14 protein-coding genes are annotated in these 15,663 nt (G+C 72.4%); 8 read left to right on the top strand and 6 right to left on the bottom strand.

Annotation, left to right across the window (positions count from 1 at the left end; all coding sequences use genetic code 11):
* Positions 1–23: 23 nt before the first annotated feature.
* Positions 24–2,051: a DEAD/DEAH box helicase gene (locus ACZ7J0_RS19705; RefSeq protein WP_470888971.1), complete on the bottom strand. Its 2,028-nt coding sequence runs from the start codon at positions 2,049–2,051 to the stop codon at positions 24–26.
* Between the two features lie 492 nt (positions 2,052–2,543).
* On the opposite strand from ACZ7J0_RS19705, the gene ACZ7J0_RS19700 reads away from it, so the two are divergent.
* Positions 2,544–3,314 (top strand): ferritin-like fold-containing protein, encoded by a 771-nt coding sequence (locus ACZ7J0_RS19700; protein WP_470888969.1) that lies wholly within the window; start codon positions 2,544–2,546, stop codon positions 3,312–3,314.
* Positions 3,315–3,341: 27 nt separating this feature from the next.
* Here the strand turns inward: ACZ7J0_RS19700 and ACZ7J0_RS19695 are convergent, their stop codons facing one another.
* The 4 genes from ACZ7J0_RS19695 to ACZ7J0_RS19680 all read right to left on the bottom strand — a co-directional run bounded on the left by ACZ7J0_RS19695 (position 3,342) and on the right by ACZ7J0_RS19680 (position 5,322).
* Positions 3,342–3,611 carry a hypothetical protein gene (locus ACZ7J0_RS19695; RefSeq protein ID WP_470888967.1) on the bottom strand — a complete coding sequence of 90 codons (270 nt, stop codon included), beginning with the start codon at positions 3,609–3,611 and terminating at the stop codon, positions 3,342–3,344.
* Between the two features lie 326 nt (positions 3,612–3,937).
* The gene (locus ACZ7J0_RS19690) at positions 3,938–4,165 is read right to left on the bottom strand and encodes a DUF3107 domain-containing protein (RefSeq protein WP_355831773.1); all 228 of its coding nucleotides are present in this window, start codon (positions 4,163–4,165) and stop codon (positions 3,938–3,940) included.
* Positions 4,166–4,307: 142 nt separating this feature from the next.
* Positions 4,308–4,949, bottom strand: coding sequence for a TetR/AcrR family transcriptional regulator (locus ACZ7J0_RS19685; RefSeq protein ID WP_470888965.1), 642 nt, complete (start codon positions 4,947–4,949; stop codon positions 4,308–4,310).
* Between the two features lie 145 nt (positions 4,950–5,094).
* Positions 5,095–5,322, bottom strand: coding sequence for a hypothetical protein (locus tag ACZ7J0_RS19680; RefSeq protein ID WP_470888963.1), 228 nt, complete (start codon positions 5,320–5,322; stop codon positions 5,095–5,097).
* Positions 5,323–5,471: 149 nt separating this feature from the next.
* Here ACZ7J0_RS19680 and ACZ7J0_RS19675 point away from each other — a divergent pair, with 149 nt between their 5' ends.
* The 7 genes from ACZ7J0_RS19675 (at position 5,472) to moeZ (ending at position 13,960) form a co-directional block, all read left to right on the top strand.
* Positions 5,472–6,431 carry an alpha/beta fold hydrolase gene (locus ACZ7J0_RS19675; protein WP_470888962.1) on the top strand — a complete coding sequence of 320 codons (960 nt, stop codon included), beginning with the start codon at positions 5,472–5,474 and terminating at the stop codon, positions 6,429–6,431.
* Between the two features lie 8 nt (positions 6,432–6,439).
* A complete protein-coding gene (locus ACZ7J0_RS19670; protein WP_470888960.1) occupies positions 6,440–7,744 on the top strand; it encodes a DUF3152 domain-containing protein in 1,305 nt (434 codons plus the stop codon).
* Positions 7,745–7,973: 229 nt separating this feature from the next.
* Positions 7,974–9,617, top strand: coding sequence for a DUF3492 domain-containing protein (locus tag ACZ7J0_RS19665; protein ID WP_470888959.1), 1,644 nt, complete (start codon positions 7,974–7,976; stop codon positions 9,615–9,617).
* 13 nt (positions 9,618–9,630) lie between these two features.
* Positions 9,631–10,827 (top strand): hypothetical protein, encoded by a 1,197-nt coding sequence (locus ACZ7J0_RS19660; protein ID WP_470888957.1) that lies wholly within the window; start codon positions 9,631–9,633, stop codon positions 10,825–10,827.
* Positions 10,828–10,964: 137 nt separating this feature from the next.
* Positions 10,965–11,924 carry an NAD-dependent epimerase/dehydratase family protein gene (locus ACZ7J0_RS19655; protein WP_468707356.1) on the top strand — a complete coding sequence of 320 codons (960 nt, stop codon included), beginning with the start codon at positions 10,965–10,967 and terminating at the stop codon, positions 11,922–11,924.
* The gene (locus ACZ7J0_RS19650; RefSeq protein WP_470888955.1) at positions 11,912–12,685 is read left to right on the top strand and encodes a spherulation-specific family 4 protein; all 774 of its coding nucleotides are present in this window, start codon (positions 11,912–11,914) and stop codon (positions 12,683–12,685) included. Before ACZ7J0_RS19655 ends, ACZ7J0_RS19650 begins: the two co-directional genes overlap by 13 nt.
* 96 nt (positions 12,686–12,781) lie before the next feature.
* Positions 12,782–13,960 carry an adenylyltransferase/sulfurtransferase MoeZ gene (gene moeZ / locus ACZ7J0_RS19645; protein WP_470888953.1) on the top strand — a complete coding sequence of 393 codons (1,179 nt, stop codon included), beginning with the start codon at positions 12,782–12,784 and terminating at the stop codon, positions 13,958–13,960.
* A 120-nt stretch (positions 13,961–14,080) separates the two neighbouring features.
* Here the strand turns inward: moeZ and ACZ7J0_RS19640 are convergent, their stop codons facing one another.
* Positions 14,081–15,652: an alpha/beta hydrolase gene (locus ACZ7J0_RS19640; protein ID WP_470888951.1), complete on the bottom strand. Its 1,572-nt coding sequence runs from the start codon at positions 15,650–15,652 to the stop codon at positions 14,081–14,083.
* Positions 15,653–15,663 lie beyond the last annotated feature (11 nt).

Raw genomic sequence — 15,663 nt, 5'->3', positions numbered from 1 at the left:
AGCGGGGCCTTGTCGATCGTGCGTCAGCTCTCGGGCTGGGCGGCGACGGCCTTCTTCGTCGTGCGGCGGCGCGGCTTGGCCTCGGTCGCCTCCGGCGCGGCCTCGACGACCGCTTCGGCGGCCTTCTTGGTGGTGCGGCGGCGGGGCTTGGTCTCCACGATGGCCTCGGGGGCCTCGACGACGGCCTCGGCGGCCTTCTTGGTGGTGCGGCGGCGGGGCTTGGTCTCCGCGACGGCCTCGGGGGCCTCGACGACGGCCTCGGCGGCCTTCTTGGTGGTGCGGCGGCGGGGCTTGGTCTCCACGATGGCCTCGGGGGCCTCGACGACGGCCTCGGCGGCCTTCTTGGTGGCGCGGCGCCGCGGCTTGGCCTCGGCGACCTCCGCGACCGCGGGGGCCACGGCCTCGACGACCGCCTCGGCGGTCTTCTTCACCGCGCGGCGACGGGGCTTGGTCTCGACGACCTCCGGGACCTCGACGACGACCGGGGTCACGACGGCCTCCGCCTCGACCGGCTTCGCGGCACGCGTCCGGCGGCGACGGGGCTTCGTGGCCTCCTCGACCTCGGCCGGGGCGACCGGCGCGGCCTCGACGACCGGCGCGGCCTCGACGACCGGGGTCACCACGGCCTCCGACGGCGCGCCCACACGGGTGCGACGGCGGCGACGCGGGGTGCGCGGCTCCGACGGCTGCTCGGCCGACCGCTCGGCCGACGGGGTCTCGACCGCGGGCGCCTCGGTGAGCGGGGCGCCATTACGCGTACGGCGACGCTGACGCGGCGTACGCGTACGGGCCGGACGCTCCTCGGTCACCGGCGCGGCCGCCGACTTCGCACGCGAACCGGAGCGGCCACCGCGGCCGCCCGTCTCGCCGAGGTCCTCGACCTCCTCCGCGCCCAGACCCGCACGGGTCCGCTCGGTGCGCGGCAGGACGCCCTTGGTGCCCGTCGGGATGTCCAGCTCCTCGAAGAGGTGCGGGGACGTGGAGTACGTCTCGACCGGGTCGTTGAAGTCCAGCTCCAGCGCCTTGTTGATCAGCTGCCAGCGCGGGATGTCGTCCCAGTCGACCAGCGTGACCGCCGTGCCCTTCGCACCGGCGCGGCCGGTACGGCCCACGCGGTGGAGGAACGTCTTCTCGTCCTCGGGCGACTGGTAGTTGATGACGTGAGTGACGCCCTCGACGTCGATACCGCGCGCGGCGACGTCGGTGCAGACGAGGACATCCACCTTGCCGTTGCGGAAGGCCCGCAGGGCCTGCTCGCGGGCGCCCTGGCCGAGGTCGCCGTGGACCGCGCCGGACGCGAAGCCGCGGCGCTCCAGCTGCTCGGCGATGTCGGCCGCCGTGCGCTTCGTACGGCAGAAGATCATCGCGAGCCCGCGGCCGTTGGCCTGCAGGATGCGCGAGACGAGCTCCGGCTTGTCCATGGAGTGCGCGCGGTAGACGCGCTGGGTGATGTTCGCGACGGTCGCGCCCTGGTCGTCCGGCGCGGAGGCGCGGATGTGCGTGGGCTGCGACATGTAGCGGCGGGCCAGGCCGATGACCGCGCCCGGCATGGTCGCCGAGAACAGCATGGTCTGACGCTTCGCCGGAAGCATGTTGATGATCTTCTCGACGTCGGGCAGGAAGCCCAGGTCGAGCATCTCGTCCGCCTCGTCCAGCACGAGTGCCCTGACGTGGGAGAGATTCAGCTTCTTCTGTCCGGCCAGGTCGAGGAGCCGGCCCGGGGTGCCGACGATCACGTCGACGCCCTTCTTGAGGGCCTCGACCTGCGGCTCGTACGCACGGCCGCCGTAGATGGCGAGCACGCGGACGTTGCGCACCTTGCCGGCGGTCAGCAGGTCGTTGGTGACCTGGGTGCAGAGCTCACGGGTGGGGACGACCACGAGCGCCTGCGGCGTGTCGGTCAGCTGCTCGGGCTTGGCGCGGCCGGCCTCGACGTCGGCGGGAACGGTGACGCGCTCGAGGAGCGGCAGACCGAAGCCGAGCGTCTTGCCGGTGCCGGTCTTGGCCTGGCCGATGACGTCATTGCCGGAGAGGGCGACCGGAAGGGTCATCTCCTGGATGGGGAACGGGGTGACGATGCCGACGGCCTCGAGGGCCTCGGCCGTCTCGGGAAGGATTCCGAGATCGCGGAAAGTCGTAGTCAGGGTGCTGCCTCTTCTGTGAGACGCGGCGCGAGGCGAACGACAGGGGTCGTACCGTGCCGGATCACTTCCGGCTGCGGATCGGAACGATCACAACCGGGGTGGCGCGGGACCACTGCCATCGCTCGAGCGTCGTGCCGCTGAGGGGGCCCCTCATGTGCAAAGGAGCGCACGGAGGGCTGTCGGGTCGGAGCCGATCGGGCCACCGACCGGGCATCCTCATTCATGAGATGGCCCACCGAGCATGTTCGAACATGGCTGGCATGTCTGAATACTCAGCAGGCGCTTTATCACTGTACCCCGGATTCGTGCATGTGTGTTGGGCGAATTCGTAATGAGGGCGCCGTCACAGTGACTGACCAGGGCCTTCCCCGGTCCTGCGAGCGGGCTATTGTGCGCTTCATGGAGACGCCTGACAACGCCACTGCCGCCGAAGGACCCGCCGGAAAGTCCGACGGAAAGCCCGCCGGGGAACTCACCGGGATCGCCGCCCAGGACTGGGCCACGGCCTCCGCGGAGCCCCAGTACCGCGCCGCGGTCGTCGACCTGCTCGGCGCGCTGGCCTACGGCGAGCTCGCGGCCTTCGAGCGCCTCGCCGAGGACGCCAAGCTCGCGCCGACCCTGGGGGACAAGGCCGAGCTGGCGAAGATGGCCTCCGCCGAGTTCCACCACTTCGAGCGGCTGCGCGACCGCCTCACCGCGATCGACACCGAGCCCACCGCCGCGATGGAGCCCTTCGCCAAGGCGCTGGACGACTTCCACCGCCAGACCGCGCCGTCCGACTGGCTGGAGGGCCTGGTCAAGGCGTACGTCGGCGACTCGATCGCCAGCGACTTCTACCGTGAGGTCGCGGCCCGGCTCGACTCCGACACCCGCGCCCTGGTGCTCGCGGTCCTCGACGACACCGGCCACGGCAACTTCGCGGTGGAGAAGGTGCGCGCCGCGATCGACGCCGACCCGCGGGTCGGCGGACGGCTCGCCCTGTGGGCGCGCCGTCTGATGGGCGAGGCGCTGTCGCAGGCGCAGCGTGTCGTGGCGGAGCGGGACGCGCTCTCCACCATGCTGGTCGGCGGCGTCGCGGACGGCTTCGACCTCGCGGAGGTCGGCCGGATGTTCTCCCGCATCACCGAGGCGCACACCAAGCGGATGGCCGCGCTGGGGCTGGCCGCCTAACTCCTCGTGGTCCGGCGGCGGCGTGGGTCACGCCGCCGCTGATCGGCGCAGGCGGCGTGCCGCCGGGCGGATCAGGAGCGAGAGCAGGACGGCTCCGACGAAGACCGCACCCGCGAGGGTGCCGAGGAAATGACCCGGTCCCAGCGCCGCATGGGTCACGACGGCACCGAACGCGGAGCCCAGTCCACCCGTGGAGAGGACGACCGGGCGCGCGGGGAGCCGGTCGGGCAGCCGGTGCACGGCGGCCCAGGCCAGGGCGAGTCCGAGCAGGGCAGAGCCGAGAGCTTCCAGAAACACTGCGGATCACCTCGCGGGCGGTGCGGGGCGGGCAAAACGGTCGTAGGCGGTCCTACCCGTCGGGCGCGGAACGCAATCCTCCTCCCGCCCCAGTGGGCGCCATGAACACGACGAGGAGCCCACCGCCCGGGGCGCCACGGACACCTCGCGGGAGCCGGTTCTTCTCGCGGCGCCCAGCGCCCGGGCGCCCGGTGGGCCGACTGCCGGGGGACCCGCGACAGCGACGAAAGAGCCCATCGCCCTGGCCGTGGGGACATGACGAAGGGCCCGGCGGTCTCCCGCCGGGCCCTTCGTCATGTCTGCTGCGTCGTGCCGCCTCGTGCCGCTTAGAGCGCGCCGAAGCCCACCCGGCGCACCGCCGGCTCGCCGATCTCCACGTAGGCGATCCGGTCCGCCGGGACCAGGACCTTGCGGCCCTTGTCGTCCGTCAGGCTGAGCAGCTGCGCCTTGCCGGCCAGCGCGTCGGCCACCGCGCGCTCGACCTCCTCGGCGGACTGCCCGCTCTCCAGAACGATCTCCCGGGGCGCGTGCTGCACGCCGATCTTGACCTCCACGGCTATGTCCCTCCGAACGGTCAGCGTTGCGCGGTCAACCGCGCCGTACGCAGCACACATTAGCCCGGAGAGAGCACACGGCAGCCTCGCGGCCGCACGCCAGGAGCGAACAGTGTCCGGGAACAACCGCCCCCGGCAGCGCTCAGTGGCCCTCGGTCCCGTGCAGCGGGAAGCCCGCGATACCCCGCCAGGCCAGGGAGGTCAGCAGCTGCACCGCCTTGTCCCGCGGGATGGCCGACTCGCTGGAGAGCCAGTAGCGGGCGACGACCTGGGACACGCCTCCGAGGCCCACGGCCAGCAGCATCGACTCGTCCTTGGACAGTCCGGTGTCCTCGGCGATGACGTCCGAGATCGCCTCGGCGCACTGCAGGCTCACCCGGTCGACCCGCTCGCGCACCGCCGGCTCGTTCGTCAGGTCGGACTCGAAGACCAGACGGAACGCGCCGCCCTCGTCCTCCACGTACGCGAAGTAGGCGTCCATCGTCGCGGCGACGCGCAGCTTGTTGTCCGACGTGGACGCCAGGGCCGTACGCACGGCATGAAGCAGCGACTCGCAGTGCTGGTCGAGCAGCGCCAGGTAGAGCTCGAGCTTGCCCGGGAAGTGCTGATAGAGGACCGGCTTGCTGACCCCGGCCCGCTCGGCGATGTCGTCCATCGCCGCGGAGTGGTACCCCTGCGCCACAAACACTTCCTGGGCGGCGCCCAGGAGCTGGTTGCGTCGGGCTCGGCGCGGAAGCCGCGTGCCCCGCGGGCGGGCCGCCTCTGTCTGCTCGATGGCTGTCACGCCGCCTCCCAAGATCGATCCATGCGCGCTGTGCGCAGCGCCCGCCATCGTACTTTTGGGTAACCCGGCTGTGCGCGGTGCGGACGCAGAATTTCACGGACCGGACGCCTGCGGTAGCTGCAGATTCACCGGTTTACCGAACAAATCATCGGTAGTCGTCCTCGTCCAGTGTCACGACTCGTGCCTGTTCGACGACATCGGCTTCGTTCGCCTTGCCGGGATCGATGCGTTCCACCGGGTCGTCCCCCCGCTGTTGCAGGTCGGTGTGCTGTTCCGCGGCGTCGGCCTCGGGAGTCTCCTCGTCGAGCTCGACGTCCGTGGCGGTGACGTCGGCTTCCTCGAGGGTTTCCGGGTCGGTGGGGTCAACAGTCATACGGCTCCCTTTCTGGCGGGAGGGTGCTGAGGGGAAGCCCTCTACTTTCGAGCGTAGGAGGTCCCTTCCCGACGCGCTACGCGGTATGCCACCCCATCTGTGACCGCGAACACACGGACCCTCGCGTGATCGTCTCGTAACATTGCCGCATGTCTTCGACCGAGCTGCCGGGAACCCGCACCGCCGCGCCGGCGCCGTGGGTCGGTGCCGTACGGGTCGCCGCAGGTGAGGAGCTGCGCTCCGTGGCTCTCCCCGGGCTGACGCTGACCGTGCGTGCCCGTCCCGCCACGCGCCCGGGGCTGCCGCCCGCGCTCTATGTGCACGGCCTCGGCGGTTCCTCGCAGAACTGGTCGGCCCTGATGCCGCTGCTCGCGGACAAGGTCGACGGTGAAGCCCTCGACCTGCCGGGCTTCGGGGACTCCCCACCGCCGGACGACGGCAACTACTCGGTGACCGGACACGCCCGGGCCGTCATCCGGCTGCTCGACTCGGCCGGCCGGGGCCCGGTGCATCTGATCGGGAACTCGCTGGGCGGTGCGGTCGCCACCCGGGTCGCGGCGGTCCGCCCCGATCTCGTACGGACGCTCTCCCTGATCTCCCCGGCGCTTCCCGAGCTGCGTGCCCAGCGCACCGCCTGGCCCACCGCCCTGCTCGCCCTCCCCGGTGTCTCCTCGCTCTTCGCCCGGCTCACCAAGGACTGGACGGCCGAGCAGCGCGTGCGCGGCGTGATGGCGCTCTGCTACGCGGACCCCGGTCGGATCACCGACGAGGGCCTGCGCGACGCCGTGGAGGAGATGGAGCGCCGCCTGGCGCTCCCCTACTTCTGGGACGCCATGGCCCGTTCCGCGCGCGGCATCGTCGACGCCTACACCCTCGGTGGTCAACACGGGCTGTGGCGGCAGGCCGAGCGGGTGCTCGCGCCGACGCTGCTGGTGTACGGAGCGCGTGACCAGCTGGTTTCCTTTCGCATGGCCCGCCGGGCGGCCGGCGCCTTCCGGGACTCGCGGTTGCTGACGCTTCCGGACGCGGGCCATGTTGCGATGATGGAGTACCCGGAGACGGTCGCCAAGGCCGTCCGGGAACTCATCGACAACAACGGCGGGAGCTGATCAGGGGCGTGGGACGACACAGCCGCAAAGGCCCCGCATCCCAGGGCTCCAACAGCACGGTGACCGACCCGGCGGAGGACGCCAGGGGCGGTACCGGCCGGCGCCGGAGGGCCCCCGGCTCGCCCGAGCAGTACCCGGGCGCGTACGGAACTCCCGCCCACGGAACCCCGGTCTACGGCACGGGTGACTACGGCACCCCCGCCCACGGCATCCCCGCCCACGACGCGCCGAGAGTCAGAGGCGGACACCCCGAGCATCACGAGCCGGGCGGCGCCTGGGGCCACAACCAGACCCCCTTCGCCGCCTCGGCCGATGCCCGGACCCGGATTCGGCCCCAGGGCGAGCTCCGGAACCAGGCGTACGGGGAGCGGCAGGAGGCGCCGCGCACGCAGGACGTGCCGTTCATACCGGGACAGCGCCGGGGCCCCGAGACCTCAACGGAGCCGTCGGACCCCGGCTCCGAACCGCCGTCCGCTCCCGAGACCGCCAAGGGCGGCAAGTCCCGCGCCTTCACCGGCATCGCGGCCGCCGCCGTCACCACCGTCCTCGCCGTCGTCGTCGCCGGCCAGGTCACCGGTCATGGCCCGGGCGACGACACCGTGACGCGGTCCGTCGGCGAAACCGGCGATCGCGCCGCCGACGACGGCTCCGCGTCACGGTCCGACGCCCGGCCCGCACCCCAGCAGCCCGCTCGGCCGGCGGCGCCGCCGGTGACGTACGAACAGCTGATGACCCGCCAGTTCCCCATCGACCCCAAGCTGTCCGGCTCGGGCCGGTTCGAGACGGTGCCGGGCTTCGCCAAGGCGCCCGGCAAGGGCCGGAAGGTCCGCTACCGGGTGGATGTCGAGAAGGGGATCGGTCTCGACCCCCTGCTCTTCGCCGACGCGGTGCAGAAGACCCTCAACGACGACCGGAGCTGGGCGCACAACGGGGCGATGACCTTCGAGCGGATTTCGAGCGGCGAGCCCGAGTTCGTGATCACCCTGGCCAGTCCTGCCACCACCGCGACGTGGTGCGCCAAGTCCGGCCTGGACACGACGGTCGACAATGTCTCCTGCGACTCCGCGGCCACCCAGCGGGTGATGATCAACGCCTTCCGCTGGGCGCAGGGCTCGGAGACGTACGGTCCGAAGGCGATGTTCACCTACCGCCAGATGTTGATCAATCACGAGGTCGGGCACCGGCTCGGACACAGTCATGTCAGCTGCCGCACGCCCGGCGCGCTGGCCCCGGTGATGCAGCAGCAGACCAAGTCGCTGGACATCGACGGGATCAAGTGCCGCCCCAATCCCTGGGTGCATCCCGGCGGTTGAGGCCTCCCCCCGGCACCGCGGCGACGCGGCGAGCGTCTGACGGTGAGTGACGGGATCGCACCGTAGCGCCACGGAACGCTACCGGGGTGCGAAAGTTACGTGCATTCACCCCTTCCGGTGGCGCGATGGACAACCGTCCATCGCGCCACCGGCATATCCGCTTACCTTCATCCCGCTGCGAGTCGCCGACCAACGGTGACCGCACAGAAGGAAGACCGGGGGTGTACTCGTGCGGATCGGACTGCTTACGGAGGGTGGCTACCCGTATGCGACGGGTGAGTCCAGGGTCTGGTGCGACCGGCTCGTGCGCGGGCTCACGGGGCACGAGTTCGACCTCTACGCGCTCAGCCGCAGCGCCGGCCAGGAGCGTGCCGGTCATGTCGAACTGCCCGCGCACGTGCGGCGCGTGCGGACCGCGCCTCTGTGGGCGCCCGAGGACGACGGCCACACCTACGGCCGGCGCGACCGGCGCCGCTTCGCCCGCCACTTCGCCGAACTGACCTCGGCGATCTGCGTCGAGGGCGCCGACGACGCCTTCGCCGAGGGCCTCTACGGCCTGGCCGAACTCGCCCGCGACCGCGGCGGCCTCTACGCCGCCCTCCGCTCCGAAGTCGCCGTGCGCACCCTGGAGTCCGCCTGCCACGCCTCCGGCGCACGGCGGGGCGTACAGGGCGCGACCGTCCCCGATCACCTCGCCTTCGCCGATCAGCTGGAGCGCGCCCTGCGCCCCCTCTCCCTGGACTGGTACGACGAGGACGACCTCGGCGCGGTCGACCTCTGTCACGCCGCTTCCGGCGGCTCGGCGGCCTTGCCCGGGCTTCTGGCCAAACGCTTCTTCGGGGTTCCCCTGCTGGTCACGGAGTACGGCGTACAACTGCGGGCGCACTATCTCGCCGCCCCCGTCGCCACTCTCGGCGCGCCCGTGCGCGCACTGCTCGCCGCCTTCCACGGCCGGCTCGCCGCCGAGGTCTACCGGCAGGCCGCCGTCATCACCCCCGGCAACACCCACGCCCGGCGCTGGCAGGAGAAGTGCGGCGCCGAGCGCGCCAAGCTGCGGACCGTCTACCCCGGCATGGAGGCCGAGCGGTTCACGGCGGTCGGCGAGGACGAGGAGGCCGGCGAGCCGGACACCCTGGTCTGGGTCGGCAGGATCGAGCCCGCCAAGGACCTGATCGCGCTCCTGCACGCCTTCGCGGAGGTGCGCAAGGAGGAGCCGGGCGCCCGGCTGAGGATCATCGCCGCGCCCGTACGCGAACCGGAACCGGTCACCTACCTCGCCCACTGCAAGGCCCTCGCCGCCCAGCTCTTCCCGGACGAGGCCGCCGGCGCGCACGACATCGGCGACAACCCCGTCTCCTTCGAGGAGATCGGCTGCCCCGAGGCGCCCGGCCTCGCCGACGCCTACGCGGCGGGCGCGGTCGTCGTCCTCTCCAGCGTCGTCGAGGGCTTTCCCATCAGCCTGGTCGAGGCGATGTTCTGCGGCCGGGCCACCGTCTCCACCGACGTCGGCGCGGTCGTCGAAGTCATCGGCGGCACCGGCCTCGTCGTGCCCCCGCGCAATCCGCGGGCGCTCGCCGACGCGTGCCTCGCGCTGCTGCGCGACCCGGAGCGCAGGCACCGGCTGGGCGCGGCGGCGCGCGCCCGCGCGCTCGAACTCTTCACCGTCGAGCAGAACATCACCGCGTTCCACGGCATCTACCTGGAACTCCTCTCCCACTCCCCGGTGCACCGCATCGCCGACGGTGTGCCCTTCGCGCACCCGGCGGAGTCGTATCTGCCCGGCAGCTGGACAGGTCCCGGCCGGACCGCCGCCCAGGGCGGCGCGCCCGAGCCCGCGGGGGCCGGCGCGGGGCGGGGGGACGGCGATGCGTGAAGGAGGCAGATCCATGCGAGACCCGCGCACGACCGAACCGGCCGAACCGAACACCGGCGGCTGGGACACCCGGTCCGAGGCGCTGTTGGCGGCACACGCGCTGACCTCGGCCGTCGAGCCATCGGCAGCGGGGGCCCCGGCTCCCGCGCCCCGTCCCGCCCGGCGCGGCCCCGCCGACCCCGTCAAGGCGCTCATGCACCGCCACCGGGAGCTGTGCGAGCGGGCCGTCGACCCCCTGGAGATCGCCGCCGGCCTCGAAGCGCACGGCGTCACCGACCGGACCGCCGCCCGGTTCCGGCACCGGGACGTCTTCTCCCTCGCCGAGGAGCTCTACGCGCGGGTGCCCCGCGGGAACGGACCCGTGTCACGGTCCGCCGCGCCGGACGCCACCGGGACCGACAGCGGATGGGCGGTGCTCGCCCTCCTGCCGGGGGGCGCCTGCGCCCTGACCGTCGCCGGTCTCGCCCTGACCTCCGACGGCGCGCCCCGGCTCGCCGTGGGAGCCGCCGGGGCGCTCGCGACCGCCCTCGCCCTCCTCGTCTCCCTGCGCCGCGGCCCCCTGCGCGCCACAGGCCGGACAGTCCGCACCACCCCCCTCTGGGTCTGTTGGCTCCTGGCCTACGCGGCCGGCGGCGACGGGCTCCTCGGCCAGCTCCTCACCGGCGGCCCCGACGGGCCCTGGCCCCTCACCACCGGACCGCTCCTCGCCCTCGCGCTCGCCGTCCTGCCCGCCGCCTGGTGCGCCCGGCTCTTCGCCGTACGGGCCCGGCGCAAGCTCGGTGCCAGCCGGGGCCTGGAGGACTTCGCCGCCGGGGCGCGGCCCCTGCTGCTCGGTGTCGTCGGACTCCATCTCCTCGTCCTGGCCGGGCTGCTGACCATGGTCGGCCTCGTCCACGGAAGCGACGGGACGGTCCCCGCCGCCGCCCTCGGCACCCTGCTGCTGCTCGCCCGGCTGCTCACCGTCCACGGCTTCCCCGAGCCGGCCGCCACCGCCCTCGGCGCCGCCTGCGCCGCCGAGGCCCTCGCGCTGGCGGCCGTCCCCGGCTCCTGGCTCCCCGGCTGCGACGTCCTGGCCGCCCCGGTCAGGGCGGCCGTCGGCGCCTGGGGCACCGAAGCCGTCCCCACCCTCGTCTGCGGCGCGGCGGCCGTCGGCCTGCTGGCCCACGCCACCGCCGCTCTCTCCCGGGCCTCGGCCCACGCCCCCCACTGACCCCCTGCGGACCGGCGGAGCCGACGCCGCCGGCACGCGTTCCCTTCCGACGGCACCCGCCGCACCATCCTCAAGGAGACACCAGAGATGACCCCCCTACCCCCAGCACCGGCCGGTCGGCACCAAGGGGCCGCGCGATGAGGGTCCTGCTGCTCGGTGCCAACGGCTTCATCGGCCGTTTCGTCGCGGACCGGCTCCTCGCCGACCCCGCGGTGCACCTCACCACCCTCGGGCGGGGCGACGACGCCGACGTGCGGTTCGATCTCGCGGGCGGCAGCCCCGGGGCCCTCACCCGCTTCCTCGACGCCGTCCACCCCGGGGTGGTGGTCAACTGCGCCGGAGCCACCCGCGGTGGCGCCCGCGACCTGACCCGGCACAACACCGTCGCCGTCGCCACCGTCTGCGAGGCCCTGCGCCGCAGCGGTTGCGGGGCCCGCCTCGTCCAGGTGGGCTGCGCCTCGGAGTACGGGCCCTCCCAGCCGGGCTCCTCCACCGCCGAGGACGCCGTGCCGCGCCCCGGAGGGCCGTACGGGGTGAGCAAGCTCGCCGCGACCGAGCTGGTCCTCGGGGCCGGACTCGACGCGGTCGTCCTGCGGGTCTTCTCGCCCGTCGGGCCCGGAACCCCCGCCGGCTCCCCGCTCGGCCGGCTCGCCGAGGCGATGCGCCGCGCCATGCAGTCGGGCGACGGTGAGCTGAAGCTCAGCGGCCTCGGCGTACAGCGTGACTTCGTCGACGTACGGGACGTGGCCCGCGCCGTCCACGCCGCCTCGCTCTCCGCGGCCCAGGGGGTCGTCAACATCGGCACCGGGCGCGCGGTGAGGCTCCGTGACGCCGCCGCCGTCCTCGCCAGGGTCGCCGGCTACGCGGGCGCCCTGCACGAACTGGACGGCCCCCCGCCGAGGCAGGTCATCGGTGCCCCGCGCACCGAGGCGATGGCCGACCACCTGTCCGCCGGCCCCTTCCCCTACCCGGACGGCTGTGGCAGCTGGCAGCAGGCGGATGTGCGCACCGCTCGGGACCGGCTCGGATGGCGGCCCCGGATCAACCTCGAGGAGTCCCTCGCCGACATCTGGATGGAGGCGGCATGTCGCATCTGACCACCACCGGGACCCCGCTCTCCGCCACGGGCTCCGAGAGGCTCGGCTTCGGTGTCCCCGGCTACGCCCATCCGCTGCTCGCGCCGGTCGAATGGGCCGAGCTGACCCGCCCGGGAACGCCCTTGCACTGGGCGGTGCTCAATGTGGCCGACGGCCCCGGCGACCGTCCCGACCCGCACTGTCTGGAGGCGGCGGGCAGGCTCCGCAACGCCGGGGTGCGGGTCCTCGGGCATCTCGACCTCACCCATGGTTCCCGCGACTTCGGCGAGATCATCTCGGACGCCCACCGGTTCCTGGACTGGTACAAGGTCGACGGCTTCCTGCTCGACCGATGTCCCACGGACCGGGCGGATCTCCCCGAGGTGAGGCGTACGACGGCCACCCTGGAGACGGTCCTCGACAGGGCCGACGGCTGCCATCTCGTCCTCGGCCACGGCACGCATCCCCACCCGGGTTACGCGGAGATCGCCGACCAGCTGGTCACCTTCTCCGGGCCGTGGACGGATTACCGCTGGTCGCAGGTGGCGGAGTGGACCGCGGACCATCCGCCGGAGCGCTTCGTCCATCTCGTCCACGGGGTGCCGCGCAGCCACCTCGACGAGGCCGTGCGGATCGCGCGCTGGCAGGGTGCGGGGACGATCTTCTTCACCGACCGCAGTGACCGCGATGCCCACCGTGGCGGACATATCGACCCATTCCAGACGCTGCCCGGCTACTGGGACGAAATCGTCTCGCGTATCGGACCGGGTGTCTCGGAATGAGAAGGGGCGTGGCAGTGTTACGGAAGGAAGAAACGCTCCCCACCTGCGTGGGGGCGTCCCCGTATACACCCGACCAGCTGTATTGATGAGGTCTCCGTGTCGCTGCCACCCCTGGTCGAGCCGGCTGCCGAGCTCACCGTAGACGAGGTCCGCAGGTACTCTCGCCACCTGATCATCCCGGATGTCGGGATGGACGGGCAGAAGCGGCTGAAGAACGCCAAGGTGCTGTGTGTCGGCGCCGGCGGTCTCGGCTCGCCGGCCCTGATGTACCTGGCCGCGGCGGGCGTGGGCACGCTCGGCATCGTGGAGTTCGACGAGGTCGACGAGTCGAATCTGCAGCGCCAGATCATCCACAGCCAGGCCGACATCGGCCGTTCCAAGGCCGAGTCCGCGAAGGACTCGGTCCTCGGTATCAACCCGTACGTGAACGTGATCCTTCACGAAGAGCGGCTCGAGGCCGACAACGTGATGGAGATCTTCAGCCAGTACGACCTGATCGTCGACGGCACGGACAACTTCGCCACGCGCTACCTCGTCAACGACGCCTGCGTGCTGCTGAACAAGCCGTACGTCTGGGGCTCGATCTACCGCTTCGACGGCCAGGCGTCCGTCTTCTGGTCCGAGTACGGCCCCTGCTACCGCTGCCTCTACCCGGAGCCCCCGCCGCCGGGCATGGTCCCCTCCTGCGCCGAGGGCGGCGTCCTGGGCGTGCTGTGCGCGTCCATCGGCTCCATCCAGGTCACTGAGGCGATCAAGGTCCTCGCCGGCGTCGGCGACCCGCTGGTCGGCCGTCTGATGATCTACGACGCCCTGGAGATGCAGTACCGCCAGGTCAAGGTCCGCAAGGACCCGGACTGCGCGGTCTGCGGCGACAACCCCACCGTCACCGAGCTCATCGACTACGAAGCCTTCTGCGGCGTCGTGTCCGAGGAGGCGCAGGAGGCGGCGCTCGGTTCGACGATCACTCCCAAGCAGCTCAAGGAGTGGATCGACGCGGACGAGAAGATCGACATCATCGACGTCCGTGAGCAGAACGAGTACGAGATCGTCTCGATCCCCGGCGCGCGGCTGATCCCCAAGAACGAGTTCCTGATGGGCACCGCCCTCCAGGACCTTCCCCAGGACAGGCGGATCGTCCTGCACTGCAAGACGGGTGTCCGCAGTGCGGAAGTCCTCGCGGTGCTGAAGTCGGCGGGCTTCGCCGACGCCGTCCACGTGGGCGGCGGCGTGATCGGCTGGGTCAACCAGATCGAGCCGGAGAAGCCGATCTACTAGGCTCCGCGCTCCGAAGGCCCCATCGGCCCTCGAAGCCACACGAAGACGGGCCGGACCCTCACGGGGCCGGCCCGTCTTCGCGTTCTGCGCCGCGCCGCGGGCGGACGGTCGCGTGGGGCCCTATCCGCAGGTCTTGCCGTTCTGCGGGACCTTCCCGTCCAGCAGATAGCCGTCGACGGTCGCCGTCACACAGGACGACGTGCCGTACGCGCCGTGCCCCTCGCCCTTGTTGGTGAGCAGGACGCCGACGCCCTTGCCCAGCTCGTCCGCCATCCGCTGCGCGCCCTCGTACGGCGTCGCCGGGTCGCCGGTCGTGCCGACCACCAGGACCGGGCCCGCGCCCGGGGCGCTCGCCTCCGGGGTGTCGTGCTCGCCCTTCACCGGCCAGTCGGCACACCAGCCGGCCGTGTCCCACGCCAGGAACTCGCCGAAGACCGGCGAGATCTTCCGGAACTCCGGGAGCAGCGCCCTGGCTTCGGACGCCGTCGCGCGCGCGGTGCTGTCCGCGCAGGAGATGGCCCTCTGCGAGTGGCTCTGCGTGCCGTAGTGCCCGCTCTCGTCCCGGTCGTTGTACGAGTCGGCCAGCGCCAGCAGTCGGTCGCCCCGGCCCTGGTCCTCGGCCTCCTTGAGGGCTTCCGTCAGGTACGGCCAGTTGCTCTCGGCGTACAGCGGCAGCACGATTCCGGTGAGGGCCAGGCTGTCGGTGACCTTGCGGCCGTCCGTGGTCGGCAGCGGCTTCGCGTCGAGCTTCTTCAGCAGCGCGGCGAGCCGCTCGGTGCCCCGCCGCGGATTCTCGCCCGTGCTCCTGAAGTAGTTGTTCAGTGCCCGCTGGAAGCCGGTGGCCTGGTTGCGGGCGTGGCCGGTGGTGTCGGCCGTCGGGTCGACCACCGCGTCCAGCACGGTCCGGCCCACGTTCTTCGGGAACAGGTGGGCGTACGTCCCGCCCAGCTGCGTTCCGTAGGAGATGCCGAAGTAGTTGAGCTTGGCGTCACCGAGGACTCGGCGGATCAGATCCAGGTCCCGCGCGGCGTTGCTCGTGCCGACGTGCGGCAGGACCTTGCCCGAGCGGCGGGCGCAGTCCGCGCCGAAGGTGGCGTTGTCCTTGAGGAACGCCACTTCCTCGGCGGCAGTGTCCGGGGTCAGGTCGGTGCGGGCCTCGGACGCGGCCTGAGCCTTGTCGTCCCGGCACACCACGCCCGCGCTCTGCCGGACTCCGCGCGGGTCGAACCCGACGAGGTCGTAGCGGCTGTTGAGCTTGGAGTACTCCCCGGCCGCACGCGGCAGGATGTCCACGCCCGAGGCGCCGGGGCCGCCGAAGTTGAAGAGCAGCGAGCCGAGCCGCGCGTCCTTGTCGCGGGCCTCCTTGCGGATCAGTGCGATCGAGATCGTGTCACCGGACGGCTTCGCGTAGTCCAGGGGGACGTCGACCTTCGCGCAGCGCCACTGCGAGCTGGGCTTCTGGCCACCGGCGGGCGCCTCGCAGCCGCCCCAGTCGAGCCGCTGCCCGGTCAGGGAGGCGGGAAGCGGCGGAACCTGTGGCGACACGTCCTTGTCGTCCGGCGCGGACGGCGTCGTACCGTTCGGCCCGCCCGGCTTCTGCGCCCCTTCGGCGCCCTCCGCGTCGCAGCCGGCGGCCGCGCCCGCGACCAGCAGTGCGGCGACCGTCAGTGCTGCCGCCCGTACCCGCATCATGCGTAACCCCC

It is taken from the genome of Streptomyces sp. NPDC038280, assembly GCF_055600045.1.
Note: the sequence above shows the minus strand (reverse complement) of the source record. Positions and strands in the feature narration are given on the sequence as shown.

Excerpts from the sequence above, each read along its gene's own strand:
- ACZ7J0_RS19660 (WP_470888957.1), top strand. The coding sequence starts at position 9,631 with ATGCGAGACCCGCGCACGACCGAACCGGCCGAACCGAACACCGGCGGC.
- ACZ7J0_RS19655 (WP_468707356.1), top strand. The coding sequence starts at position 10,965 with ATGAGGGTCCTGCTGCTCGGTGCCAACGGCTTCATCGGCCGTTTCGTC.
- ACZ7J0_RS19705 (WP_470888971.1), bottom strand. The coding sequence starts at position 2,051 with ATGACCCTTCCGGTCGCCCTCTCCGGCAATGACGTCATCGGCCAGGCC.
- ACZ7J0_RS19700 (WP_470888969.1), top strand. The coding sequence starts at position 2,544 with ATGGAGACGCCTGACAACGCCACTGCCGCCGAAGGACCCGCCGGAAAG.
- ACZ7J0_RS19675 (WP_470888962.1), top strand. The coding sequence starts at position 5,472 with ATGTCTTCGACCGAGCTGCCGGGAACCCGCACCGCCGCGCCGGCGCCG.
- ACZ7J0_RS19640 (WP_470888951.1), bottom strand. The coding sequence starts at position 15,652 with ATGATGCGGGTACGGGCGGCAGCACTGACGGTCGCCGCACTGCTGGTC.
- ACZ7J0_RS19650 (WP_470888955.1), top strand. The coding sequence starts at position 11,912 with ATGTCGCATCTGACCACCACCGGGACCCCGCTCTCCGCCACGGGCTCC.
- ACZ7J0_RS19680 (WP_470888963.1), bottom strand. The coding sequence starts at position 5,322 with ATGACTGTTGACCCCACCGACCCGGAAACCCTCGAGGAAGCCGACGTC.